The organism is Thermus igniterrae ATCC 700962 (genome assembly GCF_000376265.1).
In the GTDB taxonomy this organism is placed as follows: Bacteria; Deinococcota; Deinococci; order Deinococcales; family Thermaceae; genus Thermus; species Thermus igniterrae.
Window position 1 is genome coordinate 1 of sequence record NZ_AQWU01000040.1, and the last position, 23075, is coordinate 23075.

General features: G+C 67.7%; 21 protein-coding genes. 5 read left to right on the top strand and 16 right to left on the bottom strand.

Features of this window, described 5'->3' with window-relative positions; genetic code table 11:
- Positions 1-174 precede the first annotated feature (174 nt).
- From B128_RS0101965 to B128_RS0102015, 11 genes are read right to left on the bottom strand one after another with little or no spacing between them, the layout of a single operon-like run.
- Positions 175-1119: a hypothetical protein gene (locus tag B128_RS0101965; RefSeq protein ID WP_018110610.1), complete on the bottom strand. Its 945-nt coding sequence runs from the start codon at positions 1117-1119 to the stop codon at positions 175-177.
- Between the two features lie 8 nt (positions 1120-1127).
- Positions 1128-2165, bottom strand: a complete 1038-nt coding sequence (hypE, locus tag B128_RS0101970; protein ID WP_018110611.1) for a hydrogenase expression/formation protein HypE — start codon at positions 2163-2165, stop codon at positions 1128-1130.
- Positions 2166-3326 (bottom strand): hydrogenase formation protein HypD, encoded by a 1161-nt coding sequence (gene hypD / locus B128_RS12145; protein ID WP_018110612.1) that lies wholly within the window; start codon positions 3324-3326, stop codon positions 2166-2168. It abuts the gene before it with no gap.
- Complete coding sequence (locus B128_RS0101980) at positions 3323-3550, bottom strand: HypC/HybG/HupF family hydrogenase formation chaperone (RefSeq protein WP_018110613.1); 228 nt, start codon at positions 3548-3550, stop codon at positions 3323-3325. Before B128_RS0101980 ends, hypD begins: the two co-directional genes overlap by 4 nt.
- 20 nt (positions 3551-3570) lie before the next feature.
- Positions 3571-5862 carry a carbamoyltransferase HypF gene (gene hypF, locus B128_RS0101985; protein ID WP_018110614.1) on the bottom strand — a complete coding sequence of 764 codons (2292 nt, stop codon included), beginning with the start codon at positions 5860-5862 and terminating at the stop codon, positions 3571-3573.
- Complete coding sequence (gene hypB, locus B128_RS0101990; RefSeq protein ID WP_018110615.1) at positions 5834-6538, bottom strand: hydrogenase nickel incorporation protein HypB; 705 nt, start codon at positions 6536-6538, stop codon at positions 5834-5836. The genes hypF and hypB overlap by 29 nt, the downstream gene beginning before the upstream one ends.
- Positions 6539-6886: a hydrogenase maturation nickel metallochaperone HypA gene (gene hypA, locus B128_RS0101995; RefSeq protein WP_018110616.1), complete on the bottom strand. Its 348-nt coding sequence runs from the start codon at positions 6884-6886 to the stop codon at positions 6539-6541. It lies immediately after the preceding gene.
- Positions 6879-7418 carry a hydrogenase maturation protease gene (locus B128_RS12150; RefSeq protein ID WP_018110617.1) on the bottom strand — a complete coding sequence of 180 codons (540 nt, stop codon included), beginning with the start codon at positions 7416-7418 and terminating at the stop codon, positions 6879-6881. The genes hypA and B128_RS12150 overlap by 8 nt, the downstream gene beginning before the upstream one ends.
- The gene (gene cybH / locus B128_RS0102005) at positions 7415-8149 is read right to left on the bottom strand and encodes a Ni/Fe-hydrogenase, b-type cytochrome subunit (protein ID WP_018110618.1); all 735 of its coding nucleotides are present in this window, start codon (positions 8147-8149) and stop codon (positions 7415-7417) included. Before cybH ends, B128_RS12150 begins: the two co-directional genes overlap by 4 nt.
- Positions 8150-8151: 2 nt before the next feature.
- Positions 8152-9852, bottom strand: coding sequence for a nickel-dependent hydrogenase large subunit (locus B128_RS0102010; protein ID WP_026174944.1), 1701 nt, complete (start codon positions 9850-9852; stop codon positions 8152-8154).
- 2 nt (positions 9853-9854) lie between these two features.
- Positions 9855-11120, bottom strand: a complete 1266-nt coding sequence (locus B128_RS0102015; protein ID WP_018110620.1) for a hydrogenase small subunit — start codon at positions 11118-11120, stop codon at positions 9855-9857.
- 163 nt (positions 11121-11283) lie between these two features.
- Between B128_RS0102015 and B128_RS0102020 the strand changes: the two genes are divergently transcribed.
- The 3 genes from B128_RS0102020 to B128_RS0102030 all read left to right on the top strand — a co-directional run bounded on the left by B128_RS0102020 (position 11284) and on the right by B128_RS0102030 (position 15106).
- Positions 11284-11859: a HupE/UreJ family protein gene (locus B128_RS0102020; RefSeq protein WP_018110621.1), complete on the top strand. Its 576-nt coding sequence runs from the start codon at positions 11284-11286 to the stop codon at positions 11857-11859.
- A gap of 57 nt (positions 11860-11916) precedes the next feature.
- The gene (locus B128_RS0102025; protein ID WP_018110622.1) at positions 11917-13632 is read left to right on the top strand and encodes a tetratricopeptide repeat protein; all 1716 of its coding nucleotides are present in this window, start codon (positions 11917-11919) and stop codon (positions 13630-13632) included.
- 151 nt (positions 13633-13783) lie between these two features.
- Positions 13784-15106, top strand: a complete 1323-nt coding sequence (locus tag B128_RS0102030; protein WP_026174946.1) for a S8 family peptidase — start codon at positions 13784-13786, stop codon at positions 15104-15106.
- A gap of 5 nt (positions 15107-15111) precedes the next feature.
- Here B128_RS0102030 and csm5 read toward each other — a convergent pair whose 3' ends face one another.
- The 5 genes from csm5 to cas10 are packed head-to-tail and all read right to left on the bottom strand — an operon-like array spanning position 15112 to position 20683.
- Positions 15112-16245: a type III-A CRISPR-associated RAMP protein Csm5 gene (gene csm5, locus B128_RS0102035; protein WP_018110624.1), complete on the bottom strand. Its 1134-nt coding sequence runs from the start codon at positions 16243-16245 to the stop codon at positions 15112-15114.
- Positions 16242-17111 (bottom strand): type III-A CRISPR-associated RAMP protein Csm4, encoded by an 870-nt coding sequence (gene csm4, locus B128_RS0102040; protein ID WP_018110625.1) that lies wholly within the window; start codon positions 17109-17111, stop codon positions 16242-16244. The genes csm5 and csm4 overlap by 4 nt, the downstream gene beginning before the upstream one ends.
- A gap of 1 nt (position 17112) precedes the next feature.
- The gene (gene csm3 / locus B128_RS0102045) at positions 17113-17832 is read right to left on the bottom strand and encodes a type III-A CRISPR-associated RAMP protein Csm3 (RefSeq protein WP_018110626.1); all 720 of its coding nucleotides are present in this window, start codon (positions 17830-17832) and stop codon (positions 17113-17115) included.
- A 10-nt stretch (positions 17833-17842) separates the two neighbouring features.
- Complete coding sequence (csm2, locus tag B128_RS0102050; protein ID WP_018110627.1) at positions 17843-18247, bottom strand: type III-A CRISPR-associated protein Csm2; 405 nt, start codon at positions 18245-18247, stop codon at positions 17843-17845.
- Entirely contained in the window at positions 18248-20683 is a 2436-nt protein-coding gene (gene cas10, locus B128_RS0102055; protein WP_018110628.1) for a type III-A CRISPR-associated protein Cas10/Csm1, read from the bottom strand. It lies immediately after the preceding gene.
- Positions 20684-20757: 74 nt separating this feature from the next.
- On the opposite strand from cas10, the gene B128_RS0102060 reads away from it, so the two are divergent.
- A complete protein-coding gene (locus B128_RS0102060) occupies positions 20758-21960 on the top strand; it encodes a TIGR02710 family CRISPR-associated CARF protein (RefSeq protein WP_018110629.1) in 1203 nt (400 codons plus the stop codon).
- Positions 21961-22908 carry a CRISPR-associated endonuclease Cas1 gene (gene cas1 / locus B128_RS0102065; protein WP_026174948.1) on the top strand — a complete coding sequence of 316 codons (948 nt, stop codon included), beginning with the start codon at positions 21961-21963 and terminating at the stop codon, positions 22906-22908.
- Positions 22909-23075 lie beyond the last annotated feature (167 nt).

Below are 23075 nucleotides of genomic sequence, written 5' to 3' on the forward strand. Positions count from 1 at the left end.
ACCTTTGGGAGCGGAAGCCTTGGACGGCCATGGCGCGGGCGCTTTTGGAGCTCATCGCCTACGGCCTTAGGGTTCTTCTCTCCCTTCTCCCGCCCCCTCCGGGGTACAAGGCAATTTACTAGGCAAGCCCAGGCGCCTTGGCCCCGGGGGTTCCCACAGGGGGTTTGCGAAGCCTTAGGCAAAAGCCCGAAGGAGGATGTCCAAGGTGACCTCCAGCCAGTCCAGGTGGCGGCGGGCCTCTCCTTTTGGGGGGTTGGGGAAGAGCCAGGCGGGGTAGGCCTGGGGGTCGGGGGCCAGGAGGCGCACCGGGGCCCCGGGAGCCTCCTGCCACAGGAGGAGGCGCAGGGGCCACCCCAAGAGGCCCTCGGGGTGCTCCTCCAGGAGAAGGGCGGTGAGCTTAGGGGCTTCCAGCTCCAGAAGAAGGGCGGCCCGGGAAGGGGAGTCGGCCCAGGCGCTCACTGGGTGGGCCGCCACCACCCGGTACCCTTCCCCTTCTGCCCGTTCCGCCAGGAGCTGGGCCGCCTGCACCAGGTCCTGAAGCCGTAGGGTGGCGGTGCGGGTGGGGAGAGGGCTGACCCGGGAGGGCGGCTCGGGGAGCATTCCCGGTGCTTTCTCTGCCCTGAGCACCTCCTTCATGATCCGGGCGGCCTCCACCCGGCAGGTGGAGCACTGCGGGTTGCCCCCGCTGGCTTGGACCAGGGTGGCCGAGTCCCAGGTGGGGTTCTGGGCGGCTATCCGCCGCACGGCCTCGAGGGTCAGCCGGTGCTCGGGGCAAAGGTAGGGCCCGGGGTCCTGCCAGCCCCCTTCCTCCGCCAAGCGGGCTTCCCAGAAGGCTTCCTCCAGCTGGGCTAGGGCGTCCCGAAGCGCTTCCTGGGAAAGCCCCTGGGCCAGAAGGCGCTCCTCTTCCTCCAGAAGCGGCACCTCGTAGCGCAAGAGATGCTCCAGGGCCTTTTGGAGCATCGGGTCTTGAGCCTCGGGCTCCTGGGTCAAGGCCCGGAGGCTCTGGCTGGACCAGGGGTTTTCAGGGAAGCGAAGGCTTAGAAGGGGAAGGAGCAGGCTCCGGTACTCCTCGGTGAGGGCCTGCTTCTCTTCCATGAAACGGTAGACCTCGCCGCGCACACCCCACCTCAGCAGATTCGGGGGAGGAGCTCTTCCACCGGCATTTCCAGGATGCGGCGGGTGCCGTAGGCCGTCTCCACCACCGCCAGCCCCTGGGGCTTGCGCACGATGTCCCCGATGATGGCGGCCTGCTTTCCCAGGGGGTGGCGCCGCATGGCCTCCAGGGCCGCTTCGGCTTCCTCCTTGGGCACCACCACCAGCACCTTGCCCTCGTTGGCGGCCAGGAGGGGGTCTATGCCCAGCATCTCGCTGTACTCCACCACATCGGGGTGGAGGGGGATCTGGTGGTCAAAAATGCGGATGCCGAAGGGCTTGCCCAGGACCAGCTCGTTGGCCACCGCCGCCAGCCCTCCCCGGGTGATGTCCCGCAGGAACTTGGTCCCCGGGGCCGCGGCCAGCACCGCCTCCACCAGGCTGTTCAGGGGGGCCACATCGCTCCTAAGGGCCAGGGTCAGCTCAAATCCCTCCCGTTGGGAGAGCACGGCGATCCCGTGGTCCCCCAGGGTGCCGTTCACCAGCACCACGTCCCCTGGGGCTACCCGGTGGGGGCCCAGGTCCCGGCCCGGGGGGATGAAACCCACCCCGGCGGTGTTGATGAACACCCCATCCCCCTTGCCCCGTTCCAGCACCTTGGTGTCCCCGCAGACGATGGCCACCCCGGCCTCGTCAGCGGTGGCCTTCATGGACTCGGCGATGCGCACCAGGTCCTCCAGGGGAAAGCCCTCCTCCAGCAGGAAGGCGGCGGAGAGGTAAAGGGGCTTGGCGCCCACCACCGCCAGGTCGTTCACCGTACCCGCCACCGCCAGGCGGCCGATGTCCCCTCCGGGGAAGAAAAGGGGCTTGATGGCGTGGGAGTCGGTGGTGAAGGCCAGCCGTCCCCCGGGATTTTCCAGGATGGCGGCGTCCGTGAGCTCCTTAAGGGGTTCCGAGCCGAAGGTGGCGGCGAAGACCTCGGTGATGAGTTCCAGGGTGAGCTTGCCCCCGCTCCCGTGGCTCAAGCGCACGCTACCGTAGCGCTCTACGTGGGCTTTTTTGCCGGCTTTCATTCACACCTCCACCTCAATGCGCCCCCGGTCCATGCCGTAGGTGTACCAGGCGCGGCAGGTGCCCTCGTGGCTCACCATGCAGGGGCCGTAGGGGTTGTCGGGGGTGCAGAGTTTGCCGAAAACCGGGCACTCGCTGGGCCGCACCAGGCCCAGGGTCACCTCGGCGCAGCGGCAACCCTTGGGGTGTTCCCGCTCGCTCCGGGGAAGGGGCCTGGCGAAGACCTCTTTGAAGCGCTCTTCCGCGCTGTAGCCGCGGTAGGCTTCCCGCAGGCGGAAGCCCGAGTCCGGGATGACCCCAATTCCCCGCCAGCGTTGGGGCACCAGCTCAAAGACCTCAAAGAGCTCCTTCAGGGCCAGGGTATTGCCCTCGTAGGGGATCACCCGGCGGTAGGTGTTCTCCAGGCGGGGCTTTCCCTCCTTGAGCTGCAGGAGTACGGAGAGCACCCCGCTCAGCACGTCCACCGGCTCAAACCCCGCGCTGGCGCAGGCGATGCCCAGGCGGGGCAGGTGCTCGTAAATCTTCAGGCCGGTGATGGCGGCGGCATGGCCCGGCAGGAGGAAGCCCTGTACGTCAAAGCCCTCGAGGGTAGGGAGCATGGAGGTGGCCGGGGGGGTGTAGTAGTTGGCCTCGAGGAGGCTGAAATTCCCCGGGGCCCCCCGCTTCAAAAGAGCGGCCACCGCCACCACCGTGGTCTCAAACCCTACGGAGAAGAAGACCACCTCCTTGTCGGGGTTCTCCCGGGCCAGGCGGGCCGCGTCAAACACCGAGTAAACCGCCCGCACATCCCCGCCCCGGGCTTTGGCGTCCAGAAGGCTCATGCGCACATCCCCGGGACGCCCATCCCGTAGAGGAATACCCCCGGGCACCGCCAACATGTCCCCGAAGGAGGCCAGGATAACCCCTGGGGTGAGGGCCAACTGGATGGCCCGGTCAATGTACTCGGCATCGCACACGCACACCGGGCATCCCGGCCCCGCCAGGAGCTCCACGCTTTCGGGAAGGAGGTCCCGCAGGCCGTACCGCCCGATTTCGTGCTCGTGGGTGCCGCAGATGTGCATGATTTTCACCGGGCGGCCCAGCTCCCTGGCCACCTCGGCGATGCGCTCCTTGAGGGCCAGGACCAGCTTGGGGTCTTTGTAGACCTCGGGGTCGTAGCTCACGAGGCCTCCTCTCCCAGGTAGAAGCGGATCATGGCCAGGTTCTCCCGGGCGTCCTCCTCCGTGATTTTGGCGATGGCCAGCCCGGCGTGGACCACCAGCCAGTCTCCTTCCTTCACCGTCCCTACCTGCCCGGTGAAACAAAACTGCGTGCCGCTACCCACCTGTACCAGGCAGGACTCTTCATCCAGTACCTTTACCACTTTGTAGGGAATTCCCAGGCACATGCTCACCTCACCCCTTCACCCTAGCCCAGACCCTCCAGGGCCATTTGTCCCAAGGCGGCCTGGCCCAGGGCAATCCCTCCGTCCCCCACGGGGACCTCCTGGTTCCAGAACACCTGGAATCCTTCCCGCCGCAGGGCCTGCACCACCCTGGCGTGGAGGAGTTTGTTGTGCCAGACCCCGCCGGAAAGGGCCACGGTCTTGAAGCCCAGGCTTCGCCCAAGGGTCAAGGCGGCCTCCACCACTCCCTGGGCCAGCCCCAGGTGGAAGCGGCGGGCCACCTCTTCCCGGGGCTCTCCCCGCCTCAGGTCTTGCAGGAGGGCCATTAAGAGCGGCCGGTAGTCCCAGCGCCCTTCCCGGAAGGGAAAGGGGTATGCCTCTTCTCCCCGACCTTGCCGGGCCAGGGCCTCCAGCCATATGGCCGCCTGCCCCTCGTAGCTCATGCGTCCCCGGAAACCGCAAAGGGCCGCGGCGGCATCAAAGAGCCGCCCCAGGCTGGAGGTCTTTGGGGTGCGGGCCCCGCTTTTGAGGAGGCTTAGGGCCACGGCCACGGGCTTCTCCCCCAGGAAGGGGCGCCAGAGGGCCTCCTCCTGTCCGATGAGGAAGCCCACCGCCGCCTGCTCCGGGTAGCGGGCGGCGGCCTCCCCTCCGGGCAGGAGGGCAGTGTCCAGGTGGCCCACCCGCTGCAGGGCCCAAAGGGGTCCCGCGAAGACCTCCCCGCCCCAGACAGTGCCGTCTTCTCCCAGGCCGGTGCCGTCAAAGGCAAACCCCAGCACCGGCTCCTCCCAGAGGCCGTGTTCCGCCACCACCGCGGCGATGTGGGCCCGGTGATGCTGTACGGCGAGCTTCGGCCCCGGCAAGGCCTCGGCGTAGCGGGAGCTGGGGTAGTCGGGGTGGAGGTCGTGCACCACCAGGGCTTCCTCCAGGGGGACCCGGTACATGCGGGTCAGGTCGTGGAGGGTTTCCACAAAAGCCTGAAAAGCATCCAGGTTATCCAGGTCCCCGATGTGCTGGCTCACGAACACATAGCCCTCGGTGGCCAGGGCGATGGCGTTCTTAAGCCCAGCTCCCAGGGCCAGGATGGGCTTTTGGAACCGGGGGTGGCGCACCACGGGGCTGGGGGCGTACCCCCGGGCGCGCCGCACCATGGCGGGCCTCCCTTCCAAGAGGGCCACCACCGAGTCATCCACCCGCCGGGCGATGGGACGCTCCCCCACCAAGAACCCCTCGGCCAGGCCCTGGAGGCGCTCAAGGGCCTCCTCGTCCCGGTAGGCGATGGGCTCGGAGGAGCGGTTGCCGCTGGTCATCACCAAGAGGGGTGGGGCCCCTGCCCAGAAGAGGAGGTGGTGGAGGGGGGTATAGGGGAGCATGACCCCGATCTCCGGCACCCCTGGGGCCACCTCAGGCGGCAGGGTCTTAGGCCCCCGTTCCAGGAGGACGATGGGCCGGGCGGGGGAGGTGAGGAGGGTTTGGGCTTCCGGGGGAAGAAGGGCATACCCCTCCAGGGCCTCCAGGTCTTTGGCCATGAGGGCGAAGGGCTTGTCCTTGCGGTACTTGCGCGCCCGCAGGCGGGCCACCGCCTCGGGGTTTTGCGCGTCGCAGGCCAGGTGGTAGCCCCCAATTCCCTTCACCGCCAGGATGCGCCCTTCCCGGAGCCAGCGGGCCGCCAGGGCGATGGCCTCTTCCCGTTCGGCCACCGGTTGTCCTTCCCCGTCCAGCAGGGCATAGTGGGGCCCGCACTGGGGGCAGGCCACGGGCTGGGCGTGGAAGCGGCGGTCCAGGGGGTCTTCGTACTGGGCCTGGCACCGGGGGCAGAGGGAAAAGTCCCGCATGGTGGTGCGGGGGCGGTCGTAAGGGAGGTCCAGGAGGATGGAGTACCGGGGGCCGCAGTGGGTGCAGTTGATGTAGGGGTAGAGGTACCGGGGGTCTGCCGGGTCAAAAAGCTCCCGGAGGCATTCCTCGCAGACGGCCAGGTCAGGGGAGATGAGGGTGATGGGAAGGCCCTGGGCGGCGCTTTCCCGGATGACGAAGGTCCCTTCCTTTCCTCCTACTTCCCGGGCCACCACCTCCACCCCTTCCACCCGGGCCGCCGCAGGGGCCTGGCGCACCAGGGCCTCCTGGAAGGCCTGTAGCCGCTCCTCAGGCCCGGAGGCCTCAATCAGTACCCCCTCGGGGTCGTTCAGTACCCAGCCGGAGAGGCCCAAGCTCTGGGCCAGGCGGTAGACAAAGGGGCGGAACCCCACCCCCTGGACCACGCCCCGGACCCGCAGGCGCAGGGTGAGGCCTTCAGCCGAGGTGTGCCCGGAGGAAGGCATACCAGCCCTCCATACCCTGGCCCGTTTTGGCGGAAACCTCCAGAACCACCGCCTTGGGGTTGACCCGGTGCACGTTTTCCAGGGCCTCCTCCCGGGCGAAGCCCACCGCCTCCGCCAGGTCCACCTTGCTGACCACCACCGCCTGGGCGGTCTTGAACATGGTGGGGTACTTCAGGGGTTTGTCCTCCCCCTCGGTTACGGAGAAGAGGACCACCCGGAGGTGTTCCCCCAGGTCGTAGGAGGCGGGGCAGACCAGGTTGCCCACGTTCTCAATGAAGAGGACCTCGAGGGCCTCCAGGTCCAAAAGGGCTGCCGCCCGGGCCACCATGGCCGCCTCCAGGTGGCACACCCCTCCGGTCTGGATCTGCACCGCCGGGGCCCCTGAGGCCCTCAGGCGCTCGGCGTCGTGGTCGGTGGCCAGATCCCCTACGATTACCCCTGCCCGCAGGGGGAGTTCCCTAAGGGTGCGGGCCAGGAAGGTGGTCTTTCCTGACCCTGGGGAGGAGAGGACGTTCACCACCCTGACCCCGGCGGCGTCAAACCGGGCCCGGTTCTCCTCGGCTAGGCGCTGGTTGAAGGCTAGGACGCCTTTCTCCACCTCCACCACTCGGCCGCGTTCCTCGGTGTTCCCGGCCAGCAGGCTCAGGCCGATTTTGCGAAAACCCTCGGCGCTCATCTAGATCACCTCCACATAGCTCAGGACGAACTCCCGGCCCTCCAGCACCTCGGCGCTAGGCTCCCCGCACCGGGGGCAGAGGGCGATGCCGTAGCGGTCCTCCGAGAGGAAGGCCTCCTGGCAGTGGGGGCAGTAGCTCTTCAGGGGGACGTGCTCCACCGCAAGCTCGGCCCCCTCGCAAAGCGTTCCCGGGGAGACCGCCTCAAAGGCGAAGCGCAAGGCCTCCTCCACCACCCCCGAGAGGGCTCCCAGCCGGAGGCCAAGCCGCCGTACCCGGCTTGCCCCGTGCTGCCGGGCGGCCTCTTCTGCCAGCCGTACCAGCTCCTGGGCCAGGCCGACCTCATGCATGGAGGATGGCCTCCAGGTCCACGTCCTCCTCCCCGGCCTCCGGCACCGGCTCGGGGTGTATTCCCCAGGCCTCGAGGACCCCCAGGGCTACGGCTTCCATGGCGGGTAGGCGGGCCCGGATGCCTTCCGAGAGCCCAAACTCCAGGGTCTCCCCCTTGATGGCGGCGGGGGTGACCCCCATGGCCACCACCGCCACCTTTTCCGGCCGATCCCCGTGGAGCTCCATGGCCGAGAGGAGGTCCAGGATGCCCCACTCGTGGGAGGAGAGCTTGCCAAAAAGGGCCAGGTTCCCCAGGGCCTCTGGAGGGAAGCGGTACACCGCTCCCACCTCTCCCGCCAGGGCGTCCAGGAGGAGCACCTGGGGATACTGGGCCAGGAGGGGGAGGAGGTGCCAGCCCAGGGCTCCGCCGTCTTTGAGCTCCACCCCGGGGGGGAAGCGGTAGCGGCGCCGCAGGCGGTGGAGGAGGTGCACCCCCACCCCCTCGTCCCCATAGAGGATGTTGCCCAGGCCCAGGACCAGGCAGCGCTTCATGGTTTCTCCACCGCCTTGTACCCCGACACCATGGCCTCGAGGAGCAGGGTGCGGGCCCGGATGCTGTTCCACACCACCATGTAGACGTGCAAAACGCTGAAGAGGATGATGCCCCACATGAACCAGTGGTGCCAGATGCGCACCTGGGCCAGGCCGCCCATCCAGATCTCCAGAGGCTTCAACACCCCGGCCAGGGTGCCCGCCAGGCCCTCGGGCTGGTAGGGGGCCGCCAGGAGGATGCCGGTGACGCTGATGCCCAGGATGAGCAGGTAAAGGGCGATGTAGGTGAGGTACTGGAGGGGACCGTAGTTGGAGTAGACGTGCACGGGGTGTGCCTTGCGCAGGAAGACGTAGTAGGCGATCTGCTCCCGCCAGGCCTGGCGGTCAAAAAGGACGCGTCCCATGCGCAACTCGTCCCCTAAGCCCAGCCTGCCGTCCGAGCGCACGAAGAGGAACTCGTAGATGCGCACCAGGGTGAGGGCGATGAGCACCCAGCCCAGGAGGACGTGGGAGGCCCGGATGTAGGTTTGGACGAACTTGAAGGCAGTGGGAGTGAGGAAGTCCCGCCCCAGGAAGGGGTAGGCGATGTAGAACCCGCTCACCACCAGCCAGATGAGGATGGCAAAGCGGATCCAGTGGGCCGCACGGGTGAAGCGCCCGAAGACGTAGCGAACGGCCACCACCTCCTCGCCCCGCTTCAGCAGGACGTGTCCCTCGCGTTTCAAAAGCATGGCTACACCTCCACCTTCAGATGGGCCACCTCCCGGCCCTGGGGGTCAATGAGGTGGACGGCGCAGGCCAAGCAGGGGTCAAAGGAGTGGATGGTCCGCAGGATTTCCAAGGGCTTTGTGGGGTCATGAAGGGGTTGCCCTATGAGGGAAGCCTCGTAGGCCCCTCGCTGGCCCTTGGCATCGCGGGGGCTCCCGTTCCAGGTGGTGGGCACCACCGCCTGGAAGTTCTCCACCCGTCCGTTTTTGATAACCACCCAGTGGGAAAGGCCGCCCCGGGGCACCTCGGTGGCCGAGAAGCCCTGGCCGTCTTTGGGCTGGTAGGGGGTGAAGAAGCGCTCGTCCCCCTTAGAGACGTTGGCAATCAGCTGGTTCAGGAAATGGTCTGCCTTGCGGGCCACCAAAAGGGCGTTGAGGCCCCGGGCCACCGTGCGGCCCACCGTGGAATACCAGAAGCGGAAGGGAACCCCGATGCGTTCCACAAAGCCGTCCATGGCCTCGCGGATCTCCTGGTGGCCGGAGGCGTAGCCCACCAAAAGACGGGCCAGGGGCCCCACCTCCATGGGCTTTCCCTCGTAGCGGGGGGTCTTGAGCCAGGAGTACTTGCCCTCCACCTGGAGGGTGTGGTCGGGGTTCAGGCCGGTGTAGTGGGGGTTGGTCTCCCCCTCAAAGGGGTGGAGAGGCGTGTCGTCTCCCTTGGAGTAGGTGTACCAGGCGTGGCTCACCTCCTCGGCGATCTTCATGGGGTCCAGCTCGTACACCCGGGAAAGGTCCCGGTTGAGCACAATCCCCCGGGGGAAGTAGTGCTCCCGGTAGGCCCAGTCCTCGTTATCCAGGGGAAGAGCCCCAAAGCTCATGTAGTTTCCAAGCCCGCCTCCGTACCCTGCCAGGGCCTCCTCCTTGTAGCGCTCCGCCAGCATCCGGAGGTCGGGTAGGTAGGCCCGTTCAATGAAGTCCCGCACCTGCTCCAGGAGGAAGCGGTACTCCCCCAGACGCTGGGCGCTGAGGGCATCCCGGACCGCGGTGACCCCGCCCACCACCAGGCTCTGGGGATGGGGGTTCTTGCCCCCCAGGATGGCGTCCATCTGGGCCGCCAGACGCTGGATGGCCAGGTTGTCCAGGTAGTGGGAGGCCATCACCAGGTTCTCCTCGGGGGTGAGGCGGTAGCCGGGGTGGCCCCAGTACCCGTTGGCGAAGGGGCCCAGCTGGCCGCTGGCGGCGAAGCGCTTGAGCCTTTCCAGCACCTGGCGGTAGTGGCTTTCAGAGGCGTTGTAGGGGTTGGGGTGGTAGCGGTGGGCCACCTCCACTGCCTTTGCTGGGTCGGCCTTCAGGGCGCTCAGCACGTCCCACCAGTCCAGGGAATGGAGCTGGTAGAAGTGGGTGGGGTGGTCCTGGAGGATCTGGGCGATCCAGAGGAGGTTGCGCACCAGCCTGGCGTTCGGGGGAATGCGCACCCCAAAGGCGCTCTCCACGGCCTCAATCCCCCGCTCGTAGTGGTGGTAGGTGCAGACCCCGCAGATGCGCTGGGCAAATAGGCCCACATCCCGGGGGTCCCGGCCCCGGAGGATGAGCTCAATGCCCCGGAAGGCCGTGCCCGAGCTGTAGGCGTCCTTGATGGTGCCGTCTTCCCCCAGTTCCACCTCAATCCGCAGGTGCCCTTCAATCCGGGTGATGGGGTCCACCACGATGCGCTTAGCCTCTGCCATGCTCACTCTCCTTTGGGGGGTTCTTGGCTTTTGGTCACTTCTTCCTTGCGCTCCAGGAAAGCCTTGAGGGCAGTCATGGCCGCGTGGGCCACGATGCCCACCCCGGCCAGGCCTAGGGCCCAGCGCCCCAGGCGGTCAGCGGTGGCGTCATTGAGGATGGGGGGCTGGTACACCCGGTAGGCCACCGGGGCCTCAAAGGGGGTCAGGCGGTCCCAGAACCCCGGCTCGCTGCATCCGATGCAACCCCGGCCCACCTGGACGGGCCAGGAGGTGCCCTGGTTGAAGCGCACCACCCCGCAGTTGTTGAAGGTGAAGGGCCCCTTGCACCCCACCTTGTACAGGCAATATCCCTCCTTAAGCCCTTTGAGGTCGCTCCAGCCCTCCACGAACTCCCCGGCGTCAAAGTGGCCCCGGCGCTCGCACTTGTCGTGGATGCGCTGGCCGTAGGCCCAGAGGGGGCGGTTGTAGGCGTCCAGCTGGGGGATGCGTCCGAAGAGCACGTATTCCAGGATCGTGCCCACGATGTTCACGCTGTTCACCGGGCAGCCGGGCAGGTTGATGACCGGGACCCGGATGCGCTCCTTGCGCAGGAAATCCTGGACTCCCAGGGCCGAGGTGGGGTTGGGAGCCGCCATGGGGATGCCCCCATAGGCGGCGCAGGTGCCGGCGTTGATCACCGCCAGGGCGTTTTTGGCAATTTTTTTGACGATTTCCACCCCTGTGGTCCCGTGGGGGCCAATGGTGAGGTAGCGGCCCTCGAGGCCCAAGGGAACCGAACCCTCGAAGACGGCGATGTACTGCCCCTTGTAGCGCTGGATGGCCTGCTCCAGCACTTCCTCCGCCTGGTAGCCGGCAGCGGCCATGAGCACCTCGGCGTACTCTATGGAGAGGAGTTCCAGGATAAGGGTGTCCACCGAGGGATTGCTGTTCCGCAGGAGGGCCTCGCTGTTGCCGGTGCAGGACTGGAGCTCCTGCCAGATGATGGGCAGGCGCACGGAAAGCTCCGCCGCCCGGGCAATCCGGGTGTCAAAGGAGGGAGGTAGGCCTAGGGTGGCCGCCATAAAGGCCGACCACTTCAGGAACTCCCGCCGGCTTATCCCGTTTTTTCTTAGGGCGGCGGATAAGGATACCTCGCGTTCGGGTAGGGTGCGTTCCAGGTGGGCCAGATGCCGGTCGGCCTCCTCGGCCAGTTGCTGGGCGCTTTCCGGGGAAAGGGGGCGTATCCGGGGCGTGTCTTCATAAAGACCCTCAAAGGCTCGTTCGGACATGCTCACCTCCTTACCGGGAGAGGGTAGCCGATAAAAAAGGCATTGCGTAGGGGTATTTGTCCCTCTTGACGGAGGGAACCCGGGACATTTGCAACTACGCCCTCCAAGGGAAAGTGCCCAACAATGTACCAAGCCCCTTCCGCGGGGCGCGAAGGAGGTTGCCATGCGCAAAATGGGCTTGCCCGGGGTAGCCTTTTGGCTTCTGGTCCCCGCTCTGGCACATCCCGAAGGGCATGCGGGTGGGTTTGGCTATGGGCTGGTGCACCCCTTGCACGGGCTAGACCACCTGGCGGCCATGGTGGCCGTGGGCCTGTGGGCCGGCCAGCTGGGGGGCAGGTTCCTTCTGGGGCTACCCTTGGCCTTTGTGGGGGCGGCCGCGGCCGGGTGGGCCCTGGGCCTTGGCCTTGGGGCATGGTCGGGAGTGGAGATGGGCATCTTGGCTTCCCTGGCGGTTCTGGGGGCCTTGGTGGCCTTGGCGCACCGGCCTAAAGGGGGCTGGGCCTTTCCCCTGGTGGCGCTTTTTGGGCTGTTCCACGGTTTTGCCCACGGGGCAGAGACCCCCCTGCAGATGCCCGGGGCCTTCGCCGCTGGGTTTTTGCTCTCCACCCTGTTCCTGCACCTGGCGGGGGTGGGGATGGCCAGGCTTTCCCCCCGCCTCGGGACCTCTGGCCAGGGCATGGTCCGGGCCCTGGGGATGGGGACGGTTCTCCTGGCGGTGGCCTTGCTGGCCCTGGCCTAGGGGGTTTGCCTGGGGTTAGACCCATACTCCTTCCATCGGCTATGATGGCCCCCAAGGATGCTGCATGCCTTGGGGGGGCTTTACCTGGAAGGCCATGCCTTCCGCAGGCCTAAGCCGCTTCTCCTCCTGGTTTACCTGGCCCTCGAGGGTCCCCAACCCCGCCGGCGCCTGGCCGAACTCTTCTGGCCCGGGGCCCAGGACGCCCTCAACAGCCTCTCCGTGGCCCTGAACCAGCTCAAGCCCCTGGGGGTGGTGGAAGGGGGTGAGGTCCTCAGGGCCCGGGTGGTCCTGGACGTGGCCGAGTTGCGCCGCGCCCTGGCGGAAGGGGATCTGGAGAGGGTCCGCTCCCTTTACCGGGGAGCCTTCCTCGAGGGGGTGGACTTGCCCCTGGGGGAGGAGCTGGAGGAGTGGGTCTGGAGCACCCGGGAGGGGCTTGCCCTGGAGGTCTTCACGGCCTTGGCCCGCCAGGCCCGGGCCCACTTCGCCCTGGGCTTGGCCGAGGAGGGCCGGGCCCTCCTGCAGGAGGCCCTGGCCCTTCCTGGGGTGCGGTACGCCCTGGAGGGGCACGGGGTGGAGACCCCTCGTCCCGACCCCTTGCCCAAGGAGGTGCGCAAGGCCTTCTGGGCCCTTTTCCACCTGCCCGGCCGGGCGGGGGAGGTGCTACCCCTGGAGCCCGAGGCCCTGGAGCGCCTCTACCAGGAGGGGTTGGTGAGCCCTGGGGGGGTGCCCTTGCCCCTGGCGGCCCTTAAGGGGCTACCCCTGGAGGGCCAGGAGGCCGCCCTGGAGCTGGCCCGACGCCTGCCCCTGCGGGAGGCCTTACCCCTTTACCGCCTGGGGAGGCCCCTCTGGACGGAGGAGGACCGGCGCCGGGCGGGCCAAGCCCTCCTGGCGGAGGCCCGGCGGTGGCTTTCGGAAAACCCCCTGGAGGGCCTGCGCCTTTTAGAGGGGCTTCCCCTGGAGCCCCAGGTCCGCCTGCTGCGGGCCCGGGCCCTGGAGCGGCTTGGGCGCTATGGCGAGGCCCTGGAGGTGCTGGAGAAGGGCATTTCCGCGGACGACCCCGAGGCCGCGGCGGTGCGGGGGGGTATTCTCTTCCGCCTGGGCCGCGTGGCCGAGGCCCTGGAGGCGGCGGAGCGGGCCGCCCGGGGTAGCCCCTGGGCCCAGGGGGAGGCCCTGAACCTCCGGGGGCTTTTGGCCTTCAGCCAGGGCCGCTTCCAGGAGGCCGCAGACTTCTTTGCCCGGGCGGCGGTGCGCTTCCTGGCCGCTGGCGAGACCGCCCGCCAGGTGGACGCCCTGAACAACCGGGCGGTGGCCCTCCTGGAGGCCGGGGAAGGAGGGGCGGAGGCGGTTCTGGCCGAGGCCCTGCGGGCGGCGGGGGAAGCCCCCCTCCTTAGGGCCCGGGTCCTCCTCAACCTGGGGGTGGTGCGGGAGCGGGAGGGCAGGCCGGAGGCGGCCGAGGCCCTCTACCGGGAGTCCATGCGGGAGGCGGAGCGGGTGGGGAGCCTCGAGGCCCTGGGCCGGGCCTGGAACAACCTGGGGGCCCTCTACCACCGCCAGGGGCGTAAGGAGGAGGCCAAGGCCGCCTACCAGCAGGCCCTGGTCCTGGCCAAGGAGGGGCGGGAGTGGGTGCTCACCGCGGCGGTTCTGGCCAACCTGGCCGAGCTCCAGGGAGACCCCGCCAGCCTGGAGGAGGCCATCCACCTCCTGGAGGAGGCCCGCTATTCCGTGCTGGCCGAGCGCTACCAGCGCCGCCTGGAGGCGTTCAGGCCCCGTTAAGCCCCCGGGCTTCAGGATGGAAGGCATGGGTGAGGCAGGGTTGAGGGCGGCCACGGGGTGGGCGTATGGGCAGGAAAGGGTCCTGTAGCCATGCCCGTCTGGGTCCTGGATCTGGCCGGCCATACGGTCCTTTGGGGGGAGGGTAGGCGGCATGTGCAAGAGGTGGTGGCTGGTTTTGCTCTGGCTTCTGGGGAGCCTTTACGCCTGCACCCCCACGGAACCCTCCCTGAGCCTCTTCCCCTCCCGGGCCCGGCCGGGGGAGGAGGTGGAGGCCAGGCTTCAGGGGATGAGGGGTCTGGAGGCCAGGGTGGTGGTGGGCGGGGTGGAGGCGGAGGTGGTCCGCCGTGAGCCAAGCCGGGTAGTCTTCCGGGTGCCCGCCCTGCCCGGAGGGCCCAAGCCCGTGCAGGTGGAGTCGGGGGGCCGGAGGGCCGAGGCCTCCTTGGGGGTTCTGGGAGCGGTGGACCCAAAGCGAATCCTCCTCCGCCTACCCCTGGGGGAAACGCCTAGGCTTCCGGAGGGGTTTACCCTGCTTCAAAGCGAAGACCTTGCGGCCTGTGGCTTCGCCCTGGCCGAGCTGGGCTATGGTGGGGAGGCCTTGGGAAAGGCCCTGGAGGAGCTGGAGGCCCAGGACCCGGACTACAAGGCCGATCCCGAAAGCCTCTGGAGCCTGGGTGGGGTGGCAGGGGGAGAGGCCGTGGGGGCTCCCTTGGCCCACGGCCGGGGGCTTACGGGCCAGGGGGTTAGGGTGGCTGTACTGGACACCGGGGTGGACCCCACCATCCCCCAACTTCCCGGCTACGACTTTGTTGAGGATGACGCTGACCCCCAGGATGCCTTCCCGGGTGGCCACGGCACGGGGGCCGCGGGGCTGGTGAAGGAGGTGGCCCCGGGGGCAGGGATCATCCCGGTGCGGGTCTGCGATGAAAACGGGGTCTGCCGGGCGAGCCGGGTAGTGCGGGGGGTGTGCTGGGTGCTGGCCCACCGGGAAGGCCCCACCGTCCTCAGCCTCAGCCTGGGAGGGGATACCCCGGTGGAGGCCCTGAGGCTGGCCCTGGAGGCCGCCTTGGCCCAGGGCATTCCCGTGGCCGCCGCCGCAGGGAACCAGGGGAAGCAGGGGAGCCCCGCCCACTACCCCGCCGCCTTGGACCTCCCAGGCCTGGTGGCGGTGGGGGCCCTGGAAACGGACGGTAAGGCGTGGCGCCCTGCCCCCTACAGCACCCAGGGGACCTACCTGGACCTGGCGGCCCCCGGCACGGACCTGGACTGTTCCCTACCCGGAGGGGGTAGGGGCAGTTGCACCGGCACCTCCTTCGCCACCCCCCTGGTGGCCGGGGCCATGGCCCTGTGGCTGGAGAAGAATCCGAACCTCACCCCCGCAGGGCTTCAAGAGGCCCTTCTTCAGCACGCCAACCCCCTTCCTTTCCCACCCCAGGCGGTGGGCAAGGGCATGCTGGACCTGAGGAAAGCTCCCTAGCGCTCTTACAGGGACACAAGCCGCCCCAGGGCCCACCCCAGGGGGTAGCCGTCCTTGGGGGTCTGGGCGCCCGCGGTCTTGCGCGTCAGGGGTTCCTGGGCTTCGGGGTGCTCCTCGGGAAGCAGAAGGGCCAGGCGCAGGGCCAGGCGCCCCGAGCCAAAGCCAAGGCGGAGGGGAAACACCTCGGGGTCCTTGAGCCTCTCCTCCAGCTCCCCATAGACCTCGAGGGCCCTCCTCAACCCGTGCTCTTCCGCATATCCCCGTTCCCACTCCGCCACCTTGCCGTAGTACTCCCTGAGGGCCTGCACCAGCTCCGTAAGGGGTATAGCCCCGGCCACCCCGCCCCTTTCCGCCAGGCCCCCCTGGTAGCGAAGGAGGAAGGAAAAGCGGCTTCCCTTGCGGAAGGTCTCCGCCAGGATGACCATCTTGGAGAGGTCTTTTCGGGCGTGGAAAACCCCGATGCGGTTCAAAAAACCCTCTCCCGGGCTGGAGTCGGAGACCCTTAAGGCCCTGAAGGGGTCGCGGTAGAGATCCAGCACCTCCTTGCCCTTGCGGTATTCCCTGTACCCTAGGACCACTCCCTCAAAGCTTTGGTTTTCCCTCAAGGAGAGCTTCCTGGGGGGGTGGATCAGGGCGTCCTTGTCCCCGGGCCTTAGGGGGCGGAACTTCCAGGCCCCCTCCCGGAACTCCACCACCTCCCCCCGCCGCACCAGGGTGTGGAAAAGCCAGGCGGTGCGCAGGGCGCCTTTTAGGGAGGAGCCGGGCAGGTAGGCCCCCAGGGGGGAGTAGGGGAGGGGCCGGTACTCCAGCTGGGCTTCCTCGGTAGCCTTCTGTATGGTTTGCAAGAAGGCGGGGCTGGCGGGTAGGGTGCGCAGGATGGCCTCCTGGGGAATCTGGCCCTCCTGGTAGAGGGAGCGCAGCACCTCTTGGGCGCCCTTGGGGCCGGCGGCCACCCTGCGGAGCAGGGCTTCCCTGCGCTCGGGGGAAAGGGCCAGGAGGAGGCGGCTTAGGTCCAGGAGGTGCACCTTCTTCTGGGCAAAGTCAGGCACGTAGGCATAGGCGGGGTAGCTCTCCCCGGTGCCCACGTGGACCGGGGAGACCAGCTCCAGCTCCAGCCGGTAGGCTTCCAGGAAGCTCATACCCTCACCCCCAGGGGGAAGACCTGCAGGACCTCCACCACCTTTACCCCTGCTTCCGGGGGTTCGTTGGGCGTGGCCTCCAGGAGGCATAGGCCTCCACGTTCCCGATACACGCTACCCTCCCGGGTGCGTAGGTGGGGCCGTTTGAAGGGCTGGCTCCCCAAGTACCCTCCCCCCAGGCGGCCCCAGTAGAGCTCGGCCTCGTAATAGCAGGCCCCTTCCAAAGGCCCGGGGGAAAGGCTGACGAAGGCCGTGGGCTTCTGGGCCTCGGGGAGGTCCACCTCCAGGGGGCCTTCTACCTGGAAGGTCCCTGCCCCCACGCTGGCTAGGCCGCCGTAGCCCATCTCCCCCACGAAGCGAAGCCCTTCCAGGAGGTCAAAGGGCGGTTCCCCCAGGGCATAGACCATGTAGGGGCCGGTGGGGAAGAGGAGGTCCTGGGTGAAGAGGATGCCCCTCCTGGCCCCACCCGTGCCCCGGTCAACCCCCACCCGCAGCCGGCGCATGCGCTCTGGCTCAGGGGGCCTCAGCCCCTTTCGCACCTCATCGGCCTCCAGGAGGGCTTCTTCTCCCCTCTCGGCCAGGGCCTGGAAGGTTTCCAGCCGCACTAGGCGCAGGTTCTTCAGGGCCTTGCGTAGCTCGGTCTCCTCCACCAGGACGGGGGGTAGCTTGGGCCTTGGCAGCCAGCCCTCGGGAAAGGCGCTGGAAAGCCGGAAGGAGAGGGTGGGCAGGCGTTCAAGGAGCTCCTCCAGGGCGGCCCTTCCCTGGGTGTAGCGGTACCACCAGAGGAGCTGGCCCCACAGGGTGGGGGCCCGGGGCAAGGAGCGCACCGGTCCCTGGAAGCGGAGGCGAAAGGCTTGGGCCCGCATCTCACCCTGCCAGGCTTCGCTCTTGGATGAGAAGCCTTTCCTCCAGGGGCAGGCCCTCCTGGGCCTCCAGGGGTTTTTCGGGGTGCAGGAAGTACACCTGTCCGTACCCCCGGCTGATGTGCCCCCCCAGCCCGTCCAGCTCCAGAAGCTCCAGGGCCCGCAGAACGTACTCTCGGAAGTACGTCTCGTCCAGGTCCTCCAACACCCGGTAGACCATCTCCACCCGGAAGCGGGCCCCGGCGGGCACCCGCTCCGTGGTGCGGGGGTTGGCGTTTCCTCCCAGGCGGGGAATGAACACCTCCTGCTTGATCTCCGTAAGGTAGCCGCCCCGGGCCACGGTGCGCTCCAGCTCCTCCTTGGAGTCGGGGGCCAGGTAGGCATCCCGCACCAGGAGGCGGGTGGGCCCCCGCTCCCGGGCCTTGGGGTCGTTTTCCGGGGCCAGGCCGAAAATGCGGGCCACAGGGTCCTTGGGGTCGGGGGAGGCGTAGACGTGCTTTTCCTTGGCCTTCAGGATGTAGTCCCCGCCCAGGCTCCACTCTAGGAGGTAGCGGAGCTTGCCCTTGAGGCTGGAGCCGGGGATGTAGGGCTCGTCCGTGAGGGGGTTGCGGATCACGGGGTTGTCCAGGTCGCCGATGGCCATCTGGTCGCGGCTCATGCCGATGCGCAGGCCCGTCTTGGCCAGGAGAAGCGCCTGGATGCGGATGATCTTTCTCAACTGCATCTGGACCTCCTCACTTCCCCAGGGCGTAGAAATAGGCCAGCACGGCCTCCACGTACTTCATCATGGCTTCAAAGTCCTTGGGGCTCTGCTTGCCCGCCTCCAGGGCCTCGTTCATGAAGCTCACGAAGCGCTTGGCGTCCTTGAGGGGGCCTTGGGAACGGGTATTGTAGGCCAGCTTGGCCTTCAGGAGCTCCAGCTCGGGCACCAGACGGGCGAAGGCGGTGGCCTCGTCCCCCTTGCGCTCCTTCTGGAAGCGGTTTTCCAAGGCCCTTAGCTCGGCAAAGTAGTTGCGGAACTGGCTGGATTTCAGCTGACCCTCCTCGGCCAGCTCCTCCGCCACCTGGCGGGCCCGTTCAAAGATCTGGGGGTCCAGAAGCCCCCGCTCCTTGTCCTTGTAGAACTCCAGCACCGGCATTCACGCCCTCCTTTCCCGGTAAAGCGCCCACTGGACCCAGGCGGGAAGGTGGGTCCAGACAGGGTCCTGGTGGTCTAGGAGCCGCAGGTATCTTTTCCAGACGGCCTCGTCCTTTTCCCGAATGCGCCTCAAAGCGTAGGCCAGAAGGGGCTTGTAGCGCATCCGTTCCCCGGGGTCCAGGTCTTCCCTCCAAAACCCCTTCCACAGGCTTAGCCAGCGGTAGGCCTGGGCCTTGCTGACCCGTTCCCCCTTCAGGTCATCTACCAGGCCCTGTTGCCAGTCTCTGAGCCCCTTTAGTTCCCCCCAGGCCACCGCCTGGCCGAAGAGGTAAAGCCGGCCCCGCCCCTGGGCCTTGGCCTCCTTCTCCCCTTCCTGCAGGGCTTCGGCCATCTGGGGCACGGGGGTCTTGGGCCGGAAGAGGAGGAAGCTTCCGGAAAGGGAGAGGGCGGGGTGGCGGGTGTAGAGACGGTAGAGCCTTTCCAAGTCCAGGGCAAAGTCCAGAAGAACGTCCCAGGGACCCAGGAGGAAGAGGTCGTCCCCCCCGGAGTACACGCTGTAGAGGAGGGGGTAGCGCTCCCCCTTCTGGCGGGCCTCGAGGCCGTCCCACCCCAGCCGCTTGGCGTAGATGGCGGGGTTTCGGATGAGCTCCAGCACCTCCACGCTGAAGAACCACTCCAGCACCCGGGAAAGGCTGGCGATGCGGCTTGGGGTGGCCAGGTCCTTCCCTTCGCGCCGGAACCCGGTGGCAAAGGCCTCCCCCATGCGGTCCGCGTCCAGGAGGAGGCCGCCCAGGTAGGGTGCTCCCTCCGACAGGGCGGCCAGTTCCTGGAAGGTGAGGGGGCGGTGCTCGTCCCAGGCCTCTTCCGCTTCCTCCTCGTCCATGAGCCCCTCCTCCAGGACCCAGCGGCGGTATTCCTCCAGGGACTGGCCCTTGGCCCGCAGGGCGTTCCCCACCGTGGGCAGGTGCCCCAGGAGGGGCTTCACCTCAAAGGGTTCGGGGCCCGGGGCGAAGTCAGGCCGGGTGCGGTAGACGTGGAGGGGAGGGTGGGGAAACCCTCCCTGCCCCAGGGCCACCTGCAGGCTGGGGAAGCCCCAGAAGGGCCTGGGGGCACCTTCCTGGAAAAAGCCCACGCGGTCGCTTTGGGGAAGGCGGCTTCCCATCTCTTTTTCCCGCTCGCACCCCGGGCAGAGGCTTCCGGGTTCGTCCTCCCTGGCGGGACGCAGGCCGCAGGCGGCACAGGGGCGGAGGGCCTGGCGCAGGGTGTCCTTGCTGCTTTTCAGGAAGTCCAAGGGCCTGAGCTTGGCCAGGGCCAGTTTGGCGTGGGCCTTCTTAAGCACCCCGGCAAAGTCTCGGAAGTCCTTTCCCCCAAAGGCCACCCAGGCCAGGTGGGGGATGAGGCTTGCCCCATTAGCCAGTGCCCAGCGCCCCCAGGCCTCCTTGGCCGCCTCCAGGGCCTTCTGGGCCTCCTCGGTGTTGGGCAGGAGCAGGTAGAACTTGCCCCCTGCTCCCATGATGCGGTTCAGGGGGGTGAGGCCCAGGGCCTCGAGGATCCCCAGGGCCATGGCCTCCCCCGCCAGGCTGACCTCCAGGCTTCGCGCCCGAAGCCGCTTGGCGATGCCCCCCACCCCGGTCTCCGCCCCGGCGATGCGGTAGATGTGCCCCTGGATGCCCCCCAGGTCCCCCACCACCAGGAGGAACTTCTCCCCTTCCTGGCGGAGCTCTTCCACGGAAGGCGCCTCCCTGTGGTAAAGCCATAGGGCATGGGCGATGGCCGCGGTGAGGCGGAGGTGGTCGTAAAGGGAGACGTCGGGCTCCGACTGGGTGTCGGCGGGGACCAGGGAGAGGGTCTCCTGGAAGGCTGCGGCCAGGTTGAGGAGGAGGGCCCGGGGGGAAAGCCCCGGGGAGGCCATGGCCCGCAGGCGACCCTCCAGCCGTTCGGCGAGCCTGGTGTACACCTCCTTGCGCACGTTGGGTACCTCTTCGGGGTAGAGGGCTCCCGGCCTTAGGCCCTCCCCTAAGGCGTGGACTGGGCTGTGGCCCACCCTTTCCCCTTCCTTTCCCTGTAGCCTCAGCTGGCTAAAGACGGAAAGGAGGGGCACCTCAGGGGGGCTACCCCCGCCTTCCCCCTCTTCCCGCTCCTGGGAGGCGTAGGTGTCGGCCAGGGCCACGCACCACTCCTCCGGGGTTTTTGGCTGGTACTCCGGGCGGTGCCGCCAGCCCTCGTGGTGGCGGCTGGCGGTGCGGGCCAGCCACTCGGGGTCCAGGCCCGCCCGCTGGAAGAGCCGGGCATGGCCCTGGACGAAAAGGGCGGTGTAGGCGGTGTGGGTGCGGTCCGGCACCTCCGGGTCCCGCTGGCCCCAGCGGGCGCGGGAGAGGAGCTTGCCCACATCGTGGAGCAGAGCGGCCAGGGCCACGTGGGTTCCCTGACTTCCCATGTCCTTTAAAGTATATGGGAAGAGCTGACTTCCCTGTGCGGTTTGCACATGCCCCCCTGGCATAATGGGGGCATATGAAGGTCCTCATCCTCACCGTGGGGTTTACCCGTGCCCCCCTCGAGGAGTCCCTGACCCAACACGCCCCCCAGGGGGTAGTCTTCCTGGCCAGCCAGCAGAGCTACCCCGTGGCGGCCGAGCTGGTGCGGGACTACGGCAACGCCTTTCGCCACCACACCGTCCTCATAGAGGATGCGGAAAGCCTACTGGAGACCTACCAGGGGGCCATCAAGGCCCTACGCAAGGCCCTGGAGTGGGAGGCCACCAGCCTGGTGGCCGACCTCACCGGGGCCACTAAGCCCATGGCCGCAGGGTTGGTCCTGGCCCTCACGGGCCGCGGGGTGGTCTTCAGCTATGTGGGAGGCCAGGAACGGGACGCCATGGGGCGGGTGGTGCCGGGGAAGGAACGGCTCCGGCTGCTGGAAGACCCCACCGCCCGCCTGGGCGTGCGGGAGTGGCAGGGGTTCGTGCAGGCCTGGAACGCCCTGAACCTGGGGATAGCTCGGGCGGAGCTCGAGGCCCTCCTGGCCCGTCCCCTCTCCCCCTCGGAGGAACGCTTCTACCGGGCCCTGAAAGGGGTGGTGGAGGGGCTCATGGAGTGGGACCGCTTCCGCCACCGGGCGGCCTTGGAGCAGCTCCGGGCCCACCTACCCGTAGCCGTGGCCGTGGCCGAGGCCTGGGGCCACGGGTCCAAGGTGCGGGCCCTGCGCGCCCTGGAGGACCTCCTCCCCTCCCTGGAGGCCATCGTGGCCCAGGAGGGAAAGCCCACCTTTGTCCTCCTGCAGGACCTTCTGGCCAACGCCGAGCGCCGCGCGGAGGTGGGCCGCTACGATGACGCCCTGGCCCGCCTGTACCGGGCCCTGGAGCTGGTGGCCGAGGCCGACGTCCATGAGCGCCTGGGTTTCCTCCTCAAGGACCCCAAGACCTGGCCTGAAGGCTTCCCGGAGACCCTGCGGGAACGGATTCTGCGGCCCAGGGGCCTCATGGACCTTTTGGAGGCCGCCTTTGAGCTGGACCTGGCCTTTGGCCAGAGGGGTACCCTGGCCCAGCGCCTCTACGGGGAGAAAAACCGCCTTCAGGCCCTCTTGGCCAAACGCCACGAGAGCATCCTGGCCCACGGCACCCGGCCCGTGGAGCTCGAGGACTACACCCGCCTACGGGACTTCCTCCTGGGCCTGGATGAGCGCCTCAGGCCCCTTCCCCCCTGGCCCAAGTTCTGAATGATCCTGCACCTCACCCATCAAGGAGCTGCTTTGCGCCTCAGGCAGGGTCGGCTTTTGCTGGAGTTGGAAGGAACATCTTTGCTTTCGGTGCCTGCCCGCCAGGTACGTCAGGTGGCGGTGTGGGGGAACGTGCGCCTCTCTAACCCGGCCTTGGGTTTTCTGCTTCGCCAGGGAGTGCCCATACTCTTTCTGTCCCTAGAGGGCTTTCTCTACGGGGTCGCCGGCGCCTTCCCTGACCTACCCCCCCAACTCCTACGAGCCCAGTTTGCCACGGAAGGTTTGCCCCTAGCTAAGGCTTTCGTGGAGGGAAAGCTGCGCTCGGCCAAAGTTCTACTGGAGAGGTACAGGGTCGCCGAGGCCTTTGAGATTGCCCGTGCTTTAGAGCGCGTGAATGTGGCCTCCCGCTTGGAAACCCTGCGAGGAATAGAAGGGGAGGGGAGTCGGACATACTTCGCAGGACTAGCCCAGGTCTTGGGTACCCATGGCTTTGCCGGGCGGACCCGCAGACCCCCTGCGGACCCTGTGAATGCCGCCCTTTCTTACGGCTATGCGGTACTTTTGGGGCGGGTCCTCCTGGCCCTACGCTTGGCAGGGCTTCATCCCGAGGTGGGGTATCTCCATACAGAGGCGCGCCGCCAGCCCGCCTTGGCCCTGGACCTCATGGAGGAGTTTCGCATTCCTGTTGTGGATGCGGTGGTGGTCTCGGCCTTTCGCCGAGGAGAAATGGGGTGGTCCCACGTGGAAAGGCGTGGGGGTGGCGTGTACTTGAACGAAGAGGGGCGGCGGATATTTCTCCGCTTGTTGGAGGAGCGCTTCCTGCAAGAAGCTTGGCACCCCTTGGGCTTTCGTAAACCCTACGGCGAGCAGATAGAAGTCCAGGCCCAACGATTGAAAGCGGCCATACTGGGAAAGGCCCGCTACACCCCCTTTTACTTTAAAGGTTGATAGTTACTTCCAAACACGGGACTTGACCGACGGAATGGGCACTTTTTCTGCTATACAAAAGCGAAGCGATTTGGCGAAGGGCTTTTTGGGCACAGATTTTGACCAAGTACATGCTTCCAGTAAGGTGCTATACTGAGGGTGTCCGAACCCTCGGACGGGGATCTTGA